We start from the raw sequence: 18,349 nt of genomic DNA on the forward strand, positions 1-18,349 counted from the left end.
TGAAGACCATCGCCGAGCTGGAGGCGATGGCCGCCGCGATCGGCCGCCCGGCCCGCCAGCGGACGACGGAGTACGGCACCCCCTCGGCCGAGCGGATCGCCACCGCCCGCTCCGACGAGGGCCGCGCGCGGCTCACCCTGTCCCCGCTGCCGTGACGGCGCCGACGGCCTGGATCGTCGTTCTTCCCCTCAAGGCCCTGGGGCGAGCCAAGTCACGCCTGCACGACCTGCCGATCCACGTCAGGCGCGCCCTTGTGGTTGCCATGGCCCGCGATGTCTGCGACGCCGTCCTTGCCTGTCCTGGTGTTGAAGAAGTGGTCGTCGTCAGCGGCGATCCGCGGTGGGAGGGCCTCCTCGGCTCCCCGCGGGTGCAGCATGTAGCTGATGCCCATACGGACACGCTGAACGACGCCCTCCGCCGCGGAGCAGGAGCATGTGACACGAAGCGGTCCCGGTATGGAGTGGCGGCATTGACCGGCGATCTCCCGGCCCTGCGACCGGATGAACTCGCGCAGGCGCTGACTCATGCGTCCAGAACGTCGACCGCCTTCGTGCCTGACGCCAGAGGGGACGGGACGACAATGTTCGCGGCCCGATCGCTCTCGGAGTTCTGGCCCCAGTTCGGTGAATGCTCCGCCACACTCCACAGCCAGGCTGGCGCGCAGATGATCTGCTTACCCGAACTGACAGGACTGCGTCAGGACGTCGACACCCTCGATGATCTGAAGCGTGTCCAAGACCTGGGACTGGGCCTGCACACCGCCACCGTTCTGCTGACGCTCGTGAACAGCAGCTCGGAGGCGGCGCTGGCCCGATGGCCGTAGACGGGCGCGGGTCGCCTTCCAGCTCGTCTAACGGATCTCGCGAGGCCGTCCCCGGCAAGCAGTTTCCTGCCGTGGTGTTACGCCCCACGTGGTTCCTGCCAGGACCCGCTTGTCGAGGGGCACCAGACGCCAGTCGCGGCGGCCGAGGATCCCGCACAGCCGTGGTTGACACGGGTTCTCCGAGGAGACCTTCGACGGCGTCGAGTAGCGCGACGTCGTCTCCTTCACGGTGCAGCTCTACGACGGCAAGCAGTTCCTGCTGCTGGTCTACGTCGACGCCGTCTGCGACTTCTCATGAACCGGCTGGTCCTGATGCGGCAGGGCCCTGCGGCAGTCGGCGCAGATGCCGAAGATCTCCAGGGTGTGGCTGACGTCGGCGAAGCCGTGCTCGTCGGCCACCCGGTCGGCCCACTGCTCCACGGCGGGTCCGGCCACCTCCACGGTGCGCCCACAGGTGCGGCACACCAGGTGGTGGTGGTGCTGCGGGCTGCACCGGCGGTAGAGCGCCTCGCCGGTGTCCGTCCGGATGGAGTCCAGCTCGCCGTCGTCGGCCAGCGACTGCACGGCGCGGTAGACGGTGGACAGGCCCACCTGGTCGCCGGAGCCGCGCAGCCGGGCGTGCACCTCCTGGGCGCTGTGGAAGCCCTCGAGGTCCGCGAAGACGGCTCGGACGGCGGCGCGCTGCCGGGTGGTGCGGACCATGCGTCCATGGTGACAGGCGCGCATGGCACGTTCTGCGCACGACCACGGGGCGACGACGGGAGATCTGGGTGTTCGCGGTGACACGACTGCGCGTCGGAGCGGGCCAGGCGGCGGAGCTGGTCGAGCAGCTGGACGCGCTGCTCGCGGCGCTCGCCGCGCGGCCCGGGTTCCGCGGTGGGGAGTTCGGCACGTCCGCGGACGACCCCGGGCTGTGGGCGATGGTCACCCGGTGGGACGGCGTCGGCGCCTACCGCCGGGCCCTCTCCGCGGCGGAGGTCAAGATCGCCGGGGCGCCGGTCTGGGTGCACGCCCTCGACGAGCCCGGGGCCTACCTGCCGCCGGCCGACGCCGCTCCGGGGACGCGGCAGGCGTAGTCCGCCGCGGGACGGGCACTCCTCCGGCGACATCGCCGCCGTCGGAGGACGGACCGCCGAACCCCGTGGAGGCCCGCATGACCGAGTCCGTGCACCCCGATCGCCCCGTGCCCGAGGACCGCACGCGGGACATCGCCCTGCCGCCGCTGCCGGACCGGCCGCCGCCGGCGCTGCCGAAGGAGTGGGCGGGACTGCGCGCACCCACCGATGCCCCGACGACGAAGGTCCCCGGCCGGGTGCCGCCGCCGTCACCCGACGCGCTCCCGGCCACCGCGCCCCCTGCGACGGCGCCCCCGGCCCCGGCAGCACCGGCGGACGCGGCACCGGTGGATGCAGCACCGGCGGACGCCGGGCAGGAGGCCACCGCACCCCCGGCCACCGCACCACCGGAGCCGCCCCCGTTGTCCGCCATCAGCCGCGAGGACGCCGTCGCCCGGATCGAGGCCCGGCGGCTGGCCTCGCAGCGCACCGACGAGATGCAGCAGCCGCCCGTCTCCACCCGGCGGGACCGCACGCTGGCGTTCAGCTCCCCGGAGATGAGCCGGCGGCCGGTCGAGCCGGTGGCGGTGGGTCGGACCTCCCGCCGCTGGCCCTGGGTGGTGCTGACCCTGCTGCCGATCCTCGTCATCGTGGGCGCCGCCGTCGCCTGGATGCTCCTCCTCGACGGGGCCTGAGCACCCGACCGCGCCCGGGACCGGCCGACGCGGGACGACTAACGTCTTGAAGAACCTCCCTGCCCCCCCCCGCCACTCGCACGCTCGTGGCGGGCCCCTGCAGGAAGGCCACCGCCGACCGCCAGCCGGATGGAGCCCCTCCCCGTGAGCACCGCCACGCACGATTCCGCACGCCTCGACAAGGTCGTCAACCTCTGCAAGCGCCGGGGGTTCGTCTTCCCGTCCGGCGAGATCTACGGCGGCACCCGCTCGGCGTGGGACTACGGCCCGCTGGGCGTCGAGCTCAAGGAGAACATCAAGAAGCAGTGGTGGCGCACCGTCGTCCAGAGCCGCGACGACATCGTCGGCCTGGACTCCTCGGTGATCCTGCCGCGGCAGACGTGGGTGGCCTCCGGGCACGTCGGCGTCTTCACCGACCCGCTGACGGAGTGCCAGAGCTGCCACAAGCGGTTCCGCGCCGACCACCTGGAAGAGGCCTACGAGGAGAAGAAGGGCCGGCTGCCGGAGAACGGCCTCGCCGACATCTCCTGCCCGAACTGCGGCACGAAGGGCGCGTGGACCGAGCCGCGCGACTTCAACATGATGCTCAAGACCTACCTCGGCCCGATCGAGGACGAGTCCGGGCTGCACTACCTGCGCCCGGAGACCGCGCAGGGCATCTTCGTCAACTTCGCCAACGTCATGGGCGCCGCGCGCAAGAAGCCGCCGTTCGGCATCGGCCAGATCGGAAAGTCCTTCCGCAACGAGATCACCCCCGGGAACTTCATCTTCCGGACGCGTGAGTTCGAGCAGATGGAGATGGAGTTCTTCGTCGAGCCCGGCAGCGACGAGGAGTGGCACCAGTACTGGATCGACGAGCGCACCCGCTGGTACACCGACCTCGGCATCTCCCCGGACAACCTGCGGCACTACGAGCACGCCACGGAGAAGTTGTCGCACTACTCGAAGCGCACCGTCGACATCGAGTACCGCTTCGGCTTCCAGGGCTCGGAGTGGGGTGAGCTGGAGGGCATCGCCAACCGCACCGACTTCGACCTGTCGACGCACTCGCAGCACTCGGGCACGGACCTGTCCTACTTCGACCAGGCCACCAACACCCGCTGGACGCCGTACGTCATCGAGCCCGCGGCCGGTCTGACCCGCTCGCTGATGGCCTTCCTCATCGAGGCCTACACCGAGGACGAGGCGCCCAACGCCAAGGGCGGCGTCGACGTGCGCACGGTGCTCAAGCTCGACCCGCGCCTGGCGCCGGTGAAGGCCGCCGTCCTGCCGCTCTCGCGCAACGCCGACCTCTCACCGAAGGCCCGCGACCTGGCCGGCGCCCTGCGGCGGAACTGGAACGTGGACTTCGACGACGCCGGCGCGATCGGCCGCCGCTACCGCCGCCAGGACGAGGTCGGCACGCCCTTCTGCCTCACCGTCGACTTCGACACCCTCGAGGACGACGCCGTCACGGTGCGGGAGCGGGACTCGATGAGCCAGGAGCGCGTCGGCCTGAGCCAGGTCGAGTCCTACCTCGCTGCGAAGCTCCCCGGCTGCTGATCCGGCCCCGTGCCGTACTGCCGGCGCCCGCCTCCGCCCCCGGAGCCGGGCGCCGGCGGCCAGGCCGGCATCGACGCCTTCACCGAACTGCGCTGGAAGGGCATGCAGGTGGAGCCCCGCGTCCACCCGTTCTGAGCGGGCCTCGTCGTGGGCCGTGCACCGGGCCAACCCGCACGGTCGACCCCTGAGCCGCGCCACTGCGCGGCCCAGGGGGCGACGGCGCGGCTCAACCCGGTCGGCCGACGCCGTCGTCGGCCCGGGCGAGCCAGCCGTCGTCCTCGCCGTCACCCCCTCGTGCTCGGCCCTCGGGTCGCGGGACCGCCCGGGACTCCCGCCGTTCGGGGCCGGGCACGGCCAGGAGCCGCCGGGCCGACTTCTCCAGTCGCCGCCGCCGCCCGCCGCTGAGGTCCTCGTAGGCGACCCGCAGGAACCGCACCCCGATCGAGCGGAGCAGATCCTCCCGGCGCTTCTCCTCCCACAACTCCTGCTCCGCGGTGCGGCCGAACTGCGTCCGCCGGTACCTGATGCGACCGTCGAACTCGACCGCCACCGCGGCCTCGGGGTACCAGCCGTCGACGACCTCGAGGAGCTCTCCCTCCACCCACAGCTCGACCTGCGAGACGAACGACGGGAGCCCGAGCGCGTCGAGCGTCAACCGGCCGCAGGTCTCCAGCCACGACTCCGCCCGGCCGTCGGCGAGGTACAGGGCGCGGACGGTGCGCGGGATGCCCGGCACGGTGGCCTGCCTGCCGAGGACGCGCCGCACGTCGGCGCGGGTCGTCAGCCCGCGCAGCAGCGCGGCGTCGAGCGCGGCGACGGCGTGGACCTCCGGCCACGTGCGGGCGACGTCGACCAGCGTGCGCGCCGCCGTCGTCACCCGGCAGGCGCCGCGGACGGTGACCTCGTCGACGGGCAGCGCGGCACGGGTCATCCGCCAGCCACGCCCTGGCGCCAGTGGTGCGGGTCCGTCAGGTGCACCGTGACCGGGGTGGCGGTGCGCGGTCGGGGGAGCCCCCACACCCAGGCCGCGCACTCCCGGCTGAGGACGGCGGACGGACGGGCGAGGCCGGCCACGACGGCCAAGGCCTCCAGCCCATGTCGTCGGTCGGAGCGGTCGACCTCGGCCAGGTCCGCGGCGCTGACGAAGACGCCGGTGCGCAGCCGCACCCATGCGCCCGTGCGGACCGCCGTGCGCACCTCGCGCTCGGTGACGCCCCGTGCGGCGAGGTCGGCGGTGGTGAAGAGGCCGAGGCGCCGGCGTGCGGGTTCGTCGACGGCGAGCGGGAGGGGCAGGGGAGCGGTCACGGGACGACCGTCCGGCCTCCACCGCGGGCCGCACGCGACCTCGGCCGATCCGTGGACGGAGGCCGGGCTGGGGACGTGTCGCGGCTCGAGCCGCGCCGCGGTCTGGTGAGCCGTGCCGTGGCGCGGCCCCGGGTACGGTGGGGCGGGTTGACCCGGGCGGCGACTCACCCGGGCGGGCGGCGAGGGTGACCGTCGTCGCCGCCTACCCTGGGTGGCGTGACCGCCACGCTCGAGCCGACGACGACGGCGCTCCCGCCGCTGCGGTTGGGCGCCCTCACCGTCGACCCCGCCGTGGTGCTCGCGCCGATGGCCGGCATCACGAACCCGGCGTTCCGCACCCTGTGCCGCGAGTTCGGGGCGGGCCTCTACGTCTGCGAGATGATCACCACCCGGGCGCTGGTCGAGCGCAGCGCCAAGACGCTGCAGATGGTGCGCGCGACCCCCGACGAGAAGGACGCGTTCTCCGTCCAGCTCTACGGCGTCGACCCGGCCACCGTCGGCCGCGCCGTCGAGATGCTCGTCGACGAGGGCGTCGCCGGCACCCGCCCGGCGCACATCGACCTGAACTTCGGCTGCCCGGTGCCCAAGGTGACCCGCAAGGGCGGCGGCTCCGCGCTGCCGTGGCGCCGCGTCCTGCTCCGGAACATCGTCCGCGAGGCGGTCCGCGCCGCGAAGGACGTGCCGGTCACCATCAAGACCCGGATCGGCATCGACGCCGACCACGTCACCTACCTCGACGCCGGTCGGATCGCCCAGGACGAGGGGGCGGCCGCGATCACCCTGCACGGACGCACCGCCGACCAGCTCTACAGCGGCACCGCCGACTGGGCGCCGATCGCCCGGCTGGTCGGGACCGTCGACATCCCGGTGCTGGGCAACGGCGACATCTGGGAGGCCGACGACGCCCTGCGCATGGTCGCCGAGACCGGCTGCGCCGGCGTCGTCATCGGCCGCGGGTGCCTGGGCCGGCCGTGGCTGTTCGGCGACCTCGCCGCCGCCTTCGCCGGGGAGTCCCGCCGCGCGCTGCCCACCTTCCGCGAGGTCGCCGCCATCATGCACCGGCACGCCGAGCTGCTGAGCGAGGAGCAGGGCGAGCTGCACGGCTGCACCGACTTCCGCAAGCACGTCGCCTGGTACCTCAAGGGCTTCTCGGTGGGCTCCGACACCCGCCGCGCCCTGGCCATGGTGAGCGGCCTCGACGAGCTGGCCGAGCTGCTGGCCGGCATCGCCGACCAGCCCTACCCGACCGCGGTCCTCGGTGCGCCGCGCGGGCGGACCAGCACGCCGCGCCCGGTGGCCCTGCCGGAGGGCTGGCTGGCCGACCGGGACGACCCGCGGTCGCCCGTGGGGGCCGAACTGGAGACGAGCGGCGGATGACGAGCCAGGGCCCCTTCCTCTACGACGACGGCCCGGCGCCGCTGCACACCGGCACCCCGCGCAGCCGGCAGGGCTGGATCATCGGGGTGATCGTGGGCATCGCCCTGCTCTCCCCGGCGATGGTCGGCGTCATGTACCTGGTCAACGGCTCCCCGGGCGAGCAGGCGACGGAGTCCGCCGGCGTGTTCGTGGCGTCGCTGTCCGCCGGCGACACCGAGACCGCCCACCAGCTGCTGTGCGGCACCGAGCAGACCCGGCTGGATCCCGAGGAGGTCGCCGGTGCCTACCTCGGCGCGGTGCCGGGCGAGGTCGGCGAGGTGCGCGACGACGAGGCCGAGGGCTCCGCGGTCCAGCTCGTGACCGTGTCCTGGGCCGACGGCTCGACGACGGAGCTCCGGGTGGTCAACGAGGACGGGCCGCGCGTCTGCGGCCTGTCCGCCGGGGACTGATCCGGGGACCCGACCCGCGACCGGCGTGCGAACCGGTCGAGGGCCGGGCCCGCGTCAGCCGGCGCAGGCCAGTCCGCGGCGCAGCGCGTCCAGGTTGGCCGACATGAGCTCCGGATAGGTCTGCCCGTCGCCCACCCGCTCGATCGGGTGCAGGACGTCGGCGGCCAGGTCCAGTTCGGACGCGAGCGTCTCGGCCACCCCGAGCCCCGCGGCGGCTTCGAAGAAGACCGTGCGGGCGCCGGTGTTCCGCACCTCGTCGGCCACCCGGCGCAGCCGGGCGGGGGAGACCTCGACGTGCGGATCGAGCCCGGCGACGCCGATCTGGTGCAGCCCGTACCGGTCGGCGAGGTAGCCGAACGCCTCGTGGGAGGCGAGCAGCGTCGCGCCGCGGCAGGGTGCGAGCGCCTCGGCGTACCGCTCGTCCAGCTCCCGCAGCGAGGCCTGCAGCCGCTGCGCGCCCTCGGCGTACTCGGCCGCGTGCTGGGCGTCGACCGCCGCCAGTTCGCCGGCGACCTCGCCGGCGAGCTCGGCCACCCGCAGCGGGTCGAGCCAGAAGTGCGGGTCCTCCGCGCGGTCGGCCAGCGGCGCGGCGTCCACCAGGTGCTCGGGCCGCTGCTGCGCGACGACGTCGTCGACCGCGGGCTGGAGCCCTCCGGACAGGTGGACGACGACGTCGGCCTCGACCAGGGAGGCGACGTCCCGCGGCGCGGGCTCCAGGCCGTGGCTGTCGCCGCCGGCCCGGGTGAGGTTCATGACCGTCACGAGGTCCCCGCCCACCTGCTCGGCGACGAACTCCAGCGGGTAGGACGTGGCCACCACGTCCACCCGGCCGTCGTCGGCACCGGCCGGCTCGCCGCCGCACGCCGCGAGCCCGCAGACCAGGCAGCCCGTCACGGTGAGGACGCCGAGGGTGCCTGCCCGCGTCACTCGTCGTGCTCGCCCTCGTGCTCGTGCTCGGCGTGCTCCTGGACGTCGCCCGTGACCCCGGAGAGCTCGTTGGGCGTCACCTCGAGGTCGGCGCTCTTCCAGACCTCCCCGGCCTCGACGTCGACCGCGTGGATCTGCCGGGTTCCCGGCTCGGTCACGTAGGCGATGCCGTCCACGACGGCGACCTGGGGGTGCGGGTCCTGCCAGTCGTCGGACTCCTCCCAGGGCCCGGTCACCGGGATGGAGCGGGTGACGGCGCCGGAGTCGACGTCGATCACCTGCAGCGCGCCGTCGTAGGTGAGGACCAGGCCCTCGCCGTTCGGGCCGCGGTCGAAGGACTGGTACCAGTACGGCGCCGGCAGGTCGACCAGTCGCAGCGACGCGGTCGTGGTGTCGATGAGGGCGACGGTTCGGGAGCGGTCCTCGGCGCTGCGCTCGTAGTCGCCGAGCACGATCGGGGAGTCCTCGCTGCCGAACTGGTTGCCGATGCGGCCGTACGCGTCCGGGCTCTGGATCTTGGTGAGCTCCCCGCCGGTGTAGAGCACGGCGCCGTCCTGGCAGCCGATGACGATCGCCTCGCCGGCGGCCACGGTCTCGCCGTGGACGGAGGGGCAGTCGTCGCGCGCGGTGATCTCCTCGCCGTCGGCGTCCAGGATGCGGACACCGCTGCGCGTGTCCTCCGTGCCGTCGGATACCAGCATCGAGCCGTCCTCCAGCTGCACTGCGACGCCGTGGTGGGCCTCCGGCGTGGAGAACGCCAGCACCTCGCCGTCGGGGTCGGCGATGTCCGCGCTGTCGAAGGCGGTCACGTCCCCGGTCCCGTCGTCGAACAGGACCGTGCGGCCGGCGTGCGCCACCACGTGACCGGGCTTCTCGGCCGGGAACAGCACGTCGGTGAGCTGCGGCTCGGCGGTGTAGTAGTGGTCGTGGTCGCCGTGGGGCTCGGCCCAGGCCCCACCGTCGAGCAGCCGGAAGCCGCCCTGGGTCGAGACCAGGAAGTGCCGGCCGTCGCCGGCGGGGTTGAGCCGGTTGAAGCCCTCCATCGGCACGTCGGCGAGCACCTCGAGCGTGGTGGCGTCGAGGATCTGCACCCCGCCGTCGTAGGTGAGGGCGAGCCGGGGCGCGCTGGCACCTACCTCGGTGGGCGCCGCGGACGCCGGTGCCTCGGACGTCGGGGGCGAGGCCGCGGCGCCGCCGTCGGTCGAGGCGCAGCCGGTGGCCAGGGCGAGGGGCAGCGCCGCCGCGAGCGCGGCGGTGCGGAGGGGGAGGGGGAGATGGGGCGTGACGCGCACGGGCTCTCCTGCGGTCGGTGCTGGAAGGGGACGCCGTCACTCTATCTATAACGACAATCATTCCCAGTTAGGGTCGCCCGAGGCGGTGCGCGACGCGTCGAGGAGCGGGCGGACGGGGCGGTGCCACGCGCCGCGTCAGCTCCGCGTGGTACCCATGACGGGTGGTCGTGTGGAGTCTGCTGACGAGGCTGGTCGGTGCCGCGGTCCTGGCTGCCGTGCTGCTCGTCGTCTCCACGGCGCTCGGCATCTGGTGGACGGCGCGACAGGACTCGCGCCCGCAGTCCGACGCGATCGTGGTGCTGGGGTCGGCGCAGTACAACGGCGTCCCGTCCTCGATCTTCGCCGCCCGGCTGGAGCATGCGATCGGTCTGTACGAGGCCGGCGTGGCCCCGGTGATCGTGACCGTGGGGGGCAAGGCCACCGGTGACCAGTTCGCCGAGGCCGAAGCCGGCCGGGACTACCTGGCGCGGGCCGGGGTGCCGGCGGAGGCGCTGCTCGCGGTGCCGGAGGGTGGGGACACCCTGGAGAGCATGCGGGTGGTCGGGGCGGCGTTCGCCGAGCGCGGCTGGCAGCGGGCCCTGGTGGTGACCGACCCGTGGCACGCGATGCGCGCCCAGCGGATGGCCCAGGACGCCGGCATGGAGGCGGAGAGCTCGCCGACCCGTCAGGGTCCGGCCGTCCAGACCCGCAACACCCAGTTCCGCTACATCCTGCGGGAGACTGCTGCGTATCTGCTCTACCGCGTGACGGGCGAGAGCATCGCCGGCGCACCCGGCATCGGCTGAGGGAGTGACGTAGAGGATGGCCGGACGGGGTCGCATCAGGGCCGCCGACATCGCGCTGGTCCGGGAACGCAGCAAGATCGACGAGATCGTCGGCGAGCACCTGCAGCTCAAGCGCGCCGGCGGCGGCAGCCTCAAGGGCCTGTGCCCGTTCCACGACGAGAAGTCGCCGTCCTTCCAGGTGACCCCGTCGAGAAACCTCTTCCATTGCCTGGCGGGGGAGACGGGGGTTCTCACGCAGGACGGCGTGGTGCCGATCCGTGAGCTCGCGGGCAAGACCGTTCGAGTTCTGAATGGCGACGGAGGCTGGGTCGAGGCGCCGTTCAAGGCCTACGGCATCCAGAGGCTGATGAAGCTGACCCTGACTCGAAACGGTCGCACCAAGGTGGTTCACGCGACGGACGAGCACCGGTGGTTCGTCCCGTCCGGCGCTCTGCGGCAGAACCGTCGCGAGAAGTTCACGAAAGACCTGCGCGCAGGGGACCGGCTCTCGCACTCGTTCCCGATGAGCCGTGTGCTGAACCCGGCGACGAGGCCATCCCCGTTCGGTATCGCGCGCGGGCTCGTCTACGGCGACGGAACGCGCGGCGGCGCCGGATCAGTCGCCAACCTGTTCGGTGAGAAGGATGCGCAGCTCGCTACCTACTTCGCAGGCTGTCGTAGCTGGGAAGGCGATGGCGTCACCAAGTACTACGGCTTGCCCGCCTACTTCAAGGACGAGCGCCCCTCGTTGGACGAGGACATGTCCTACCTGTTGGGGTGGCTGGCCGGCTACTTCGCCGCCGATGGATGTGTCGCCGAGGACGGCGACGCGATCCTGAACTCGGCTCGCGTCGAGGACCTGGAGTACGTCCGAACGCTGTGCACTCGTCTCGGCATCGGCACCTTCGGCGTCGCGAAGCAGACCCGAGTCGGTATCGACGGCGTGCCCAGCGACATCTACAACGTCCGCTTCATGACCAAGGGCCTGCCCGAGTCGTTCTTTCTGCTGGAGCAGCACCGCCGGCGATTCCTGGCGAATGACAAGAAGTACGAGCGCAAGAACTGGGTCGTCCAATCGGTCGAGTGGTCCGACCGGGTGGAGGAGGTCTATTGCGCCGAGGTTCCTGGCACGCACGCCTTCACCCTCGAGGACAACCTCCTCACCGGGAACTGCTTCGGTTGTGGGGTCGGCGGCGACGTCATCTCCTTCGTCCAGCAGATCGACCACCTCTCCTTCGCCGAGGCCGTCGAGCTGCTGGCCAACCGGGCCAACATCGAGCTGAAGTACGAGGACGACGGCGGCCGTCCCACGGCGGGCCCCGACCGTGCCTCGGTCGGCCAGCGGGCACGGCTGGTCGCGGCCAACACCGCCGCGGCCGCCTTCTACGCCGAGCAGCTCGGCACCCCCGAGGCGACACCCGCCCGCCAGTTCCTCGCCGACCGGGCGTTCGACCGGCAGGCGGCGCTGGACTTCGGCTGCGGGTACGCGCCCGGCGGCTGGGACGCCCTCACCCGGCACCTGCGCGCGAAGGGCTTCACCCAGGCGGAGCTGGTCACCGGCGGGCTGGCCAAGGAGTCCTCCCGCGGCACGCTCATCGACCGGTTCCACCGCCGGCTGATCTGGCCCATCCGCGACATCACCGGCGACGTCATCGGCTTCGGCGCGCGCAAGCTCATGGACGACGACCCCGGCCCCAAGTACCTCAACACCCCGGAGACGCCGCTCTACAAGAAGAGCTCGGTTCTCTACGGCATCGACCGGGCCAAGCGGGACATCGCCAAGCGCCACCAGGCCGTCGTCGTCGAGGGCTACACCGACGTGATGGCCTGCCACCTCGCCGGCGTGACGACGGCGGTGGCCTCCTGCGGCACCGCGTTCGGCGCCGAGCACATCGGCGTGCTGCGGCGCCTGCTCATGGACCAGGACGAGTTCCGCGGTGAGGTGGTCTACACCTTCGACGGCGACGCGGCGGGCCAGGCGGCGGCCATGAAGACCTTCGCCGAGGACCAGCGGTTCGTCGGCCAGACGTTCGTCGCCGTCGAGCCGAACGGCAACGACCCGTGCGAGCTGCGCCAGGAGCACGGCGACGCCGCCGTCCGCGACCTGGTCGCCCGCCGCACGCCGCTGATCGCCTTCGTGCTGAAGACGACGCTGGCCGGCTACGACCTGGACACCGTCGAGGGCCGGGTCGCAGCGCTGGAGAAGACGGTGCCGCTGGTCGCCGGCATCAAGGACCACGCGCTGCGCCCCGCGTACGCCCGCGAGCTGGCCGGGATGATCGGCAACACCGACGAGGCCGAGGTGCAGGAGCGGGTGCGCCGGCTCACCGGGAACGGCGGAGGGGCGCCGTCGCGCGGCCGGCCGCGCGCGCCCAAGCGCACCCCGGACGACGCCGCGGTCGCCGTGGAACGGGAGGCGGTCAAGGCCGCGCTGCAGGTGCCCGAGTACGCCGGGCCCACCTTCGACGCCATCCCGCCGAGCGCCTACACCGACCCGGACTACGCCGCCGTCGCTGCGGCGGTGGCCGGGGCGGGCGGTGCGGCCGGCGCCACCGTGACCGGGGCGGCCTGGCTCGACGAGCTCGCCGCGCACTGCGACCGGGAGAGCGCCCGCGCCCTGCTCACCGCGCTGGCCGTCGAGCCGATGCGGTCGGTCACCGGCGACTCCGACCCCACCTACGTAAACGCGATCCTGGCGCGGCTGCAGGAGATGGCGACGGTGCGCGAGATCGCCGGCATCAAGGGCCGGCTGCAGCGGATGAACCCGGTGGAGCAGGCCGACGACTACATGAAGGCGTTCAAGCAGCTGATGGACCTCGAGCAGCTCGCGATCTCGCTGCGCAAGCGCGCCGTCGGGGGGCTGGGATGAGCGTGCTGGACGCCCTGCGGCGCCGGTTCGCCGGGCCGCCCGAGCCGGTGCGGGCCGCCGTCGAAGACCCGGACGAGCGGGTCCTGGCCTGGGGGCCGCTGGCCCGCGAGGACGGTTGGCTGGTGGCCACCTCGCGCGGGCTGCGCACGGTGGTCGCCGGCGGGGCGGCGGACGCGCTGCCGTGGCACGAGGTGGGCGCGGCGCGTTGGGCGGGCACCAACGACGGCGGCGGCAGCTTCACCGTGACGCCGCTGGCCGAGGTCGAGCCCGGCGTCCAGGCGCGGCAGCCGACGGTCCGGCACGTGCTCTCCGACGCCGGCGACCTCCCCGCCGTGGTGCGCAGGCGGGTGGACCAGACGATCCTGACCAGTCGCCGCTCACCGCTGCCCGGCGGGGGAGGGGTGCTGCTGGTGGCCCGCCGGGTGCCCGGTCAGGCCGCCCGCGAGTGGACGGTCGTCTTCGACGACGACGCCGACCGCGACGATCCCGTCGCCAGGGACGTGGCCCGGCAGAAGCTCAGCGAGGCCCTGGCCGCGGAGCAGCCGGGCTGACCCGGCGGGGAGTCAGCGCGGGGGCTCGCCGCCCATGCGCGCCTTGAGCGCCGAGACCGCGTCGTCGGCGCGGGCCTGCGCCATGCCGGCCAGGCTCTGCAGGCGCGGGTCGTCCTTGGCCTGCTCCCAGCCGCGACGGATCTGCTCGTACCGCTCGTGGCCGGCACGCGCCCCGAGGACGTACCCGGCACCGAATCCGGCGAGGAACGACAGCTTGGCCACGGGAACCTCCACAGGGTGAACGCGCGATGAACGAAGGTCACGCTACCTGTGGCGCACAACGCTTCGCCGCCGGTGAGCCCTGCGCGAGCCCTCGGCGGGGGTGGGGTACTCTCGTCGGGCCAGCGGGTCGCGCCCGCTGATCCCCCGTAGCTCAATTGGCAGAGCATGCGACTGTTAATCGCAGGGTTACTGGTTCAAGTCCAGTCGGGGGAGCAGAACCGCAGGTCAGCAGCCTGTAAGGCCGCGTTGGGGTGTTAAAATGTCGCTCCGACACATCACAAACTCACCACCTAAGAGTTCGGCGGCGGGTTCACCTGGTCATGTCAGCCCAGGTCCACGGGCCGGCCTGTGCGGAGACGGCGGGGTCACACGTGCCGGCGAGGGGCGATGCGCCGCACGACTTGCGCGCCGTGCAGCCCGACGATCAGAAGCTGCGGTGCAGAGCCTCAGCCGCTTCGGGGCTGGCCGTGCCGCGGCCGAGGTAGACGTCCTGGGTCAGGCTGGGACGGCTGTGCCCGAGGTGGTCGGCGATCTGGCGTGCGGAGAGACCAGCATCGTCGAGACGGGTCGCCACGGTCTTGCGAAACGTGTGCGAGGTGACCCAAGGGAATCCGGCTCGGTCAAGAGCCTGGCGGAGATCGCCGCTGGTGTTGCTCGGGTCGCGTAGGAGACCCTTCCTGCTGGGGAAGACCACCTGCAGGTCGGATTCCCCGGGAGGATCGTTCAGACGGCGCCGCAGGAGGTCGACCGTCCGCGGCGGCAGCGCGATGGTGCGCCGGCCGGCGTCGGACTTCGGTCGTTCCTGGATGAAGAGACCGCGTAGCCGATCGCGGGTCACGGTGCCGCCGACCGACAGTGTGCTCGCAGCGAAGTCGATGTCGGTCGGGCCGACGGCGCAGGCCTCGCCGATGCGCAGGCCGGTGCCGAGCATGAAGGCGACCAGGTCGGGGAGGCCCTGGAGCACGGCGGCGGGGTCGTCGTCAAGCCGGGCCAGCAGCTCGCGCGTCTCCGCGACGGTGAGCGACCGCGGGCGGCGGGAGCCGCGTGTCGCTCGGCGAGCCGGGGTCTCGCGGACGGGGTTCATCGGAAGCAGACCGTGGCGGACAGCAAGGCCGAGGATGCTGGAGACGACGCTTCGGGTTGACTTCGCGGCTGCGGGTCCGTGTTCCTGGCTGACCGAGGTCAGCAGACGGTCGATGACGGGCACGGTGACTTCGCGCAAGCGGAGCTCACCAAGCCTCGGAAGGACGTAGGACTCGCTGACGAAGCGGTACAGACGCTTCGTGCCGGCTGCCAGATCGCTGTCGTCGATGTCGGCTAGCCACTGGGCGGCCACGACGCTCAGGCGACTGTCGACCGGCACCGGGGGAGTGGCGCCCGTGGCACGGTCGCGCAGTGCCTCCCGCAGTCGTCGCTCCGCGTGCGCTCGGGTCTCGGCGTAGCGGGTGACCAGTCGACGACGACCGTCGAGGTCGCGGAAGTAGGTGCGGGCGCCGACGCGGTGCTTGCCGAGCTTGAGGAAGTGGATCTGGCCGAAGGTCCCCACCGGCAGTGGAGGCCTTCCCATGTCAGCTCCTCCTCTCTCGTTCGCTCGGGCCTGGGGCCCGACCGTGAGGATGATGCACGGCCGGCGGGCATGCCGGGGCGCGGAGCTGCGCGTCTGGGGAAAAGCTCGCCGGCCTGTGCATGACGCCTCTCGGCCAAGGCCGCGTCCAGGCTCCTGGGGAGGCTCCAGTTGTCCTCCGGTCGTGGGGTGCGGCGGACAAGGCTGGGCTTGATCTCGAAACTGTCGGTGCCGATGGGCATAGTGGAGCCAGCCGATCACCCGGCGGACCATGATCGAGGGAGGGGAGTGCCGTGCCGGCTGTGGAGATGTTGTCCGTAGAAGAGGCGAGGCGTCGCCGCGCGGAGGTTCTCGCTTGCGTAGGCGGGGATGAGTCTGACCTGCGGGACCGCGCCGCCCGCTACATGCTCAATGCCGAGGAGCTTGCTGCCCTCACCGAGCTGAACGAGCTCGACTACCTCCTGTCCGAGTGACCACCGGGGACGCCCTCGTCGCGGAAGCGCAGCGGTTCGCTGCCGACCTCACCGCCACTGTTCAAGCGGTGGTGGGCGGCCATGTCGAAGCGTTCGGTGCCCGGGCGCTCCACCGTCAAGGCCTTGATCACGTCAGTGTTCGCCAGGAGCCTCGTACGGGGATTCCGCTCACTGTCGATGGAGCTCCGCTCCTGAACCTCACGGCTGAGTACTACTGCGTGTGGGACAGCCCAGGGCAGTACCTCGCTGTGGATGAGTCAGCCGTCAAGGTCTATGCCGGCGCCAAGGCCGCCGGCGAACCGCTGTTTCGTTACGAGTACCTACGTGCTGCGACGGGCGATGTCCCGGGAGCCCACGTCCAGATCCACGGACACCGGGACGCCCTTACTTTCGTCATGACACGAGCGGGCGTCGGATCACCGCGCGGGCAGCGGCTTGCCGGTCGAGTCGCTCAAGGCGCTGCGGTACCCCAGATGTCCGACCTCCACTTTCCCGTCGGGGGTAGCAGGTTCCGCCCGAGCCTTGAAGACGTGCTCGACATGCTCGTCCGTGAGCTCGGTGTGGACCATGAGAAGGGGTGGCGCGAGGCCCTCGCCGCCGGGCGCGAGCGTTGGCGCCGCATGCAGATCCGAGCGGTCGTGCGGGATGCCCCGGGTGAAGCCGTCGCCGCGCTCCAACAGCTCGGTTATGAGGTTCGTTTGCCTGACGGGCTCTCCGCGCCGCAAGACAACTACTCTCGGCTTCACGAGCTGTAGAGCGAGTAGCGGACCTCTCCTCTCACCGGACCGTCGTATTCCGGTCGAGCAAGAGGTGTGTCAGGTCGGAGGGGTGGGGTGACGCCGGCTCCGGTCGCCGGGCTGCTGGGGGTGACGCTCAGGTCGGCAGCCGTGTCACGAGGCCGTGTGACGATCCGGCGGTCGGTCAGCCGGACGAGCGGAGGAAGCGGTGGCCAGAACAGTGAGTCGGCAGGCGGCGGCGCTGACGAAGGCGCGGGAACGACGACGAGCGCTGGACGTCGCTCGCGATGAACAGGACCGCCGGGTCGAGGAGGCGACGGCCGAGGCGCTGGTGGCGCTGGAGGCGCGAAGCGAGGCGGAGCAGGCCTTGCTGGCGGCGACGGCGGCGCTCCGCGAGACGCTGCGTACCTTGCTCGCCGAGGACGTGCCGGTCGAGCGGGCGGCCGCGCTACTGGAGTTGGACACCGCCGAGGTACGGCGGCTGACGAAGGTGACCGAACAGCGAGCGGCCACTCCGGCGAAGCCGGTGGCGACGAGACGTTCCTGATCGGCGCAGCCAGGCCGGCCCCCGTGACGCAGAGGCAGCCGAGGTGACCCCAGTGGTTCTGCTGGCAGCGGTCGAGGACTCGCAAGCCGCCACCGGGAGCCCTGGAGCAATCAGGCGCGGCGTCAGCGAGGTCGAGGACCGGTCAGGAGGAGGAGGGCCCAGGCCCGGGCGCGTCTCCCCGCTGAGGGAGCCAGACGATGGTTCGCACGTCGCCGCCGCCAAGGTGCTCCTGGAGCACATTAGGGGTCTCTCCGGCGCGAAGTCGGGCACCATGGTCGCCGCAGAGGACGAGCTTGACCCGTCGCCCGACGAGGGTTGGCGCCTGAACCTCGGTCGCCAGCTGGTTGCAGTTCCAGTGGTCGCAGGAGGGTGCAGGATTCATACCAGGGAGTCTCCCGCTGCTTACGCAGCGTGCGCGACCGCAGGCGCCACCCGCGGCTCCCGCGGGTGGCGCCTGCGCGCCGACGACTGGACGATGAGCGCAGACGCCGCCAGGGAGTTCGCCGCAGCGGCTCGTTACAAGCCGCCGAACGGCCCGACCGACGCTCAGCTGTGGACGGCGGTGACCATTCATCCCCTGATGCCCAGTCGTGGGGCTCGGCCGTGACAGGATCGCCGACGGCACCGGGAGATCCACGCCGGTCATTTTCAGGAGACCGCGTGAGCGAGCGGATCACCCGGCCGACCTGCCACCGCTGCGGGGGGACGGCGGCCGTCGGCTGGGCGCCCACCGCCGGGAACGACGATCGGGCGCACAGCGAGGAAGCCATCGACAGCCATAAGCCTGCTCGTCTTGCCAAAGCATGAAGTTTGAGGGCCATCGCAGCGCCCGTAACGGTGTAGCTGCTCGCGGTGGGTATCACCGCGCTGCTGCTGACTCCGCTGCCAGCGGTAGGCGACCTGCGGCTGCAGTGGGACCTCAATCTGGTCGTGCCCGGTACCGCGCTTGCCGATCCTGACGTTCACCGCAGCCACCAAGAACGCGTGCACCCGCGGGGGCCCGGTAGCGGATCGGCTCCCGCAGCACATGAGTGCCCTGCTGGGAACGGATGAGGGCGCCTTGGTTATTGCACCTCACGTACGTCACCCTTGCTTCTCGCTCCTCACCCCCTCGCTGCGGGATGCCGAGTGTCCCCGGACGCAAGAGCGGGACAGCG

Annotated in this window: 21 protein-coding genes and 1 tRNA gene; 15 read left to right on the top strand and 7 right to left on the bottom strand. The window is 72.2% G+C overall.

The annotated features are described in order from the left end of the window. Nucleotides 1-151: 151 nt before the first annotated feature. Entirely contained in the window at nt 152-823 is a 672-nt protein-coding gene (gene cofC, locus C5507_RS06830; RefSeq protein ID WP_104527784.1) for a 2-phospho-L-lactate guanylyltransferase, read from the top strand. A gap of 267 nt (nt 824-1,090) precedes the next feature. On the opposite strand, the gene C5507_RS06835 is transcribed toward cofC, so the two are convergent. Beyond that, complete coding sequence (locus C5507_RS06835) at nt 1,091-1,525, bottom strand: Fur family transcriptional regulator (RefSeq protein WP_104527785.1); 435 nt, start codon at nt 1,523-1,525, stop codon at nt 1,091-1,093. Between the two features lie 77 nt (nt 1,526-1,602). On the opposite strand from C5507_RS06835, the gene C5507_RS06840 reads away from it, so the two are divergent. The 4 genes from C5507_RS06840 to C5507_RS23295 all read left to right on the top strand — a co-directional run bounded on the left by C5507_RS06840 (nt 1,603) and on the right by C5507_RS23295 (nt 4,250). Continuing rightward, entirely contained in the window at nt 1,603-1,899 is a 297-nt protein-coding gene (locus C5507_RS06840; protein ID WP_242610951.1) for an antibiotic biosynthesis monooxygenase family protein, read from the top strand. 77 nt (nt 1,900-1,976) lie between these two features. Next, complete coding sequence (locus tag C5507_RS06845; protein ID WP_130504151.1) at nt 1,977-2,573, top strand: hypothetical protein; 597 nt, start codon at nt 1,977-1,979, stop codon at nt 2,571-2,573. Nucleotides 2,574-2,717: 144 nt separating this feature from the next. Further along, the gene (locus tag C5507_RS06850; protein WP_278044312.1) at nt 2,718-4,115 is read left to right on the top strand and encodes a glycine--tRNA ligase; all 1,398 of its coding nucleotides are present in this window, start codon (nt 2,718-2,720) and stop codon (nt 4,113-4,115) included. Nucleotides 4,116-4,124: 9 nt separating this feature from the next. Next, nucleotides 4,125-4,250 (top strand): hypothetical protein, encoded by a 126-nt coding sequence (locus C5507_RS23295; RefSeq protein WP_278044313.1) that lies wholly within the window; start codon nt 4,125-4,127, stop codon nt 4,248-4,250. Nucleotides 4,251-4,341: 91 nt separating this feature from the next. On the opposite strand, the gene C5507_RS06855 is transcribed toward C5507_RS23295, so the two are convergent. Then, nucleotides 4,342-5,046 (bottom strand): type IV toxin-antitoxin system AbiEi family antitoxin, encoded by a 705-nt coding sequence (locus tag C5507_RS06855; protein WP_104527789.1) that lies wholly within the window; start codon nt 5,044-5,046, stop codon nt 4,342-4,344. Continuing rightward, a complete protein-coding gene (locus C5507_RS06860) occupies nt 5,043-5,420 on the bottom strand; it encodes a type IV toxin-antitoxin system AbiEi family antitoxin domain-containing protein (protein ID WP_158657528.1) in 378 nt (125 codons plus the stop codon). The genes C5507_RS06855 and C5507_RS06860 overlap by 4 nt, the downstream gene beginning before the upstream one ends. A 216-nt stretch (nt 5,421-5,636) precedes the next feature. On the opposite strand from C5507_RS06860, the gene dusB reads away from it, so the two are divergent. Next, on the top strand, nt 5,637-6,797 hold the full coding sequence (gene dusB / locus C5507_RS06865; RefSeq protein WP_104527791.1) for a tRNA dihydrouridine synthase DusB: 1,161 nt from the start codon (nt 5,637-5,639) through the stop codon (nt 6,795-6,797). Beyond that, nucleotides 6,794-7,246, top strand: a complete 453-nt coding sequence (locus C5507_RS06870) for a hypothetical protein (RefSeq protein WP_104527792.1) — start codon at nt 6,794-6,796, stop codon at nt 7,244-7,246. The genes dusB and C5507_RS06870 overlap by 4 nt, the downstream gene beginning before the upstream one ends. Nucleotides 7,247-7,300: 54 nt before the next feature. Here the strand turns inward: C5507_RS06870 and C5507_RS06875 are convergent, their stop codons facing one another. Together C5507_RS06875 and aztD are read right to left on the bottom strand one after the other, a co-directional pair. Beyond that, the gene (locus C5507_RS06875) at nt 7,301-8,173 is read right to left on the bottom strand and encodes a metal ABC transporter substrate-binding protein (RefSeq protein ID WP_158657529.1); all 873 of its coding nucleotides are present in this window, start codon (nt 8,171-8,173) and stop codon (nt 7,301-7,303) included. Continuing rightward, the gene (aztD, locus tag C5507_RS06880; protein WP_104527793.1) at nt 8,170-9,465 is read right to left on the bottom strand and encodes a zinc metallochaperone AztD; all 1,296 of its coding nucleotides are present in this window, start codon (nt 9,463-9,465) and stop codon (nt 8,170-8,172) included. Before aztD ends, C5507_RS06875 begins: the two co-directional genes overlap by 4 nt. 161 nt (nt 9,466-9,626) lie before the next feature. Here aztD and C5507_RS06885 point away from each other — a divergent pair, with 161 nt between their 5' ends. From C5507_RS06885 to C5507_RS06895, 3 genes are read left to right on the top strand one after another with little or no spacing between them, the layout of a single operon-like run. Next, complete coding sequence (locus C5507_RS06885) at nt 9,627-10,250, top strand: YdcF family protein (protein WP_104527794.1); 624 nt, start codon at nt 9,627-9,629, stop codon at nt 10,248-10,250. A gap of 16 nt (nt 10,251-10,266) precedes the next feature. Next, nucleotides 10,267-13,098 (top strand): DNA primase, encoded by a 2,832-nt coding sequence (dnaG, locus tag C5507_RS06890; RefSeq protein ID WP_104527795.1) that lies wholly within the window; start codon nt 10,267-10,269, stop codon nt 13,096-13,098. Next, nucleotides 13,095-13,649, top strand: a complete 555-nt coding sequence (locus tag C5507_RS06895) for a hypothetical protein (protein WP_104527796.1) — start codon at nt 13,095-13,097, stop codon at nt 13,647-13,649. Before dnaG ends, C5507_RS06895 begins: the two co-directional genes overlap by 4 nt. A gap of 12 nt (nt 13,650-13,661) precedes the next feature. Here the strand turns inward: C5507_RS06895 and C5507_RS06900 are convergent, their stop codons facing one another. After that, nucleotides 13,662-13,871 (bottom strand): hypothetical protein, encoded by a 210-nt coding sequence (locus tag C5507_RS06900; RefSeq protein ID WP_104527797.1) that lies wholly within the window; start codon nt 13,869-13,871, stop codon nt 13,662-13,664. 140 nt (nt 13,872-14,011) lie between these two features. On the opposite strand from C5507_RS06900, the gene C5507_RS06905 reads away from it, so the two are divergent. Then, nucleotides 14,012-14,084 (top strand) — tRNA-Asn (locus C5507_RS06905). Between the two features lie 211 nt (nt 14,085-14,295). On the opposite strand, the gene C5507_RS06910 is transcribed toward C5507_RS06905, so the two are convergent. Continuing rightward, nucleotides 14,296-15,234, bottom strand: coding sequence for a site-specific integrase (locus C5507_RS06910; RefSeq protein ID WP_158657530.1), 939 nt, complete (start codon nt 15,232-15,234; stop codon nt 14,296-14,298). 494 nt (nt 15,235-15,728) lie between these two features. Between C5507_RS06910 and C5507_RS22155 the strand changes: the two genes are divergently transcribed. The 4 genes from C5507_RS22155 to C5507_RS22160 all read left to right on the top strand — a co-directional run bounded on the left by C5507_RS22155 (nt 15,729) and on the right by C5507_RS22160 (nt 17,999). After that, on the top strand, nt 15,729-15,908 hold the full coding sequence (locus tag C5507_RS22155; protein WP_130504152.1) for a hypothetical protein: 180 nt from the start codon (nt 15,729-15,731) through the stop codon (nt 15,906-15,908). Further along, complete coding sequence (locus C5507_RS06915) at nt 15,905-16,663, top strand: hypothetical protein (protein ID WP_104527799.1); 759 nt, start codon at nt 15,905-15,907, stop codon at nt 16,661-16,663. Before C5507_RS22155 ends, C5507_RS06915 begins: the two co-directional genes overlap by 4 nt. A gap of 190 nt (nt 16,664-16,853) precedes the next feature. Then, nucleotides 16,854-17,192 carry a hypothetical protein gene (locus C5507_RS06920; RefSeq protein ID WP_130504153.1) on the top strand — a complete coding sequence of 113 codons (339 nt, stop codon included), beginning with the start codon at nt 16,854-16,856 and terminating at the stop codon, nt 17,190-17,192. Nucleotides 17,193-17,852: 660 nt separating this feature from the next. Beyond that, nucleotides 17,853-17,999, top strand: coding sequence for a hypothetical protein (locus C5507_RS22160; protein WP_158657531.1), 147 nt, complete (start codon nt 17,853-17,855; stop codon nt 17,997-17,999). Nucleotides 18,000-18,349 lie beyond the last annotated feature (350 nt).

Origin of the sequence: Blastococcus saxobsidens (assembly GCF_002938435.1) — a bacterium.
Classification (GTDB): domain Bacteria; phylum Actinomycetota; class Actinomycetes; order Mycobacteriales; family Geodermatophilaceae; genus Blastococcus; species Blastococcus saxobsidens.

Coding starts and splice junctions, on each gene's coding strand:
- C5507_RS06835 (WP_104527785.1), bottom strand. CDS start 1,525: ATGGTCCGCACCACCCGGCAGCGCGCCGCCGTCCGAGCCGTCTTCGCG.
- C5507_RS06845 (WP_130504151.1), top strand. CDS start 1,977: ATGACCGAGTCCGTGCACCCCGATCGCCCCGTGCCCGAGGACCGCACG.
- C5507_RS06855 (WP_104527789.1), bottom strand. CDS start 5,046: ATGACCCGTGCCGCGCTGCCCGTCGACGAGGTCACCGTCCGCGGCGCC.
- C5507_RS06870 (WP_104527792.1), top strand. CDS start 6,794: ATGACGAGCCAGGGCCCCTTCCTCTACGACGACGGCCCGGCGCCGCTG.
- dnaG (WP_104527795.1), top strand. CDS start 10,267: ATGGCCGGACGGGGTCGCATCAGGGCCGCCGACATCGCGCTGGTCCGG.
- C5507_RS06895 (WP_104527796.1), top strand. CDS start 13,095: ATGAGCGTGCTGGACGCCCTGCGGCGCCGGTTCGCCGGGCCGCCCGAG.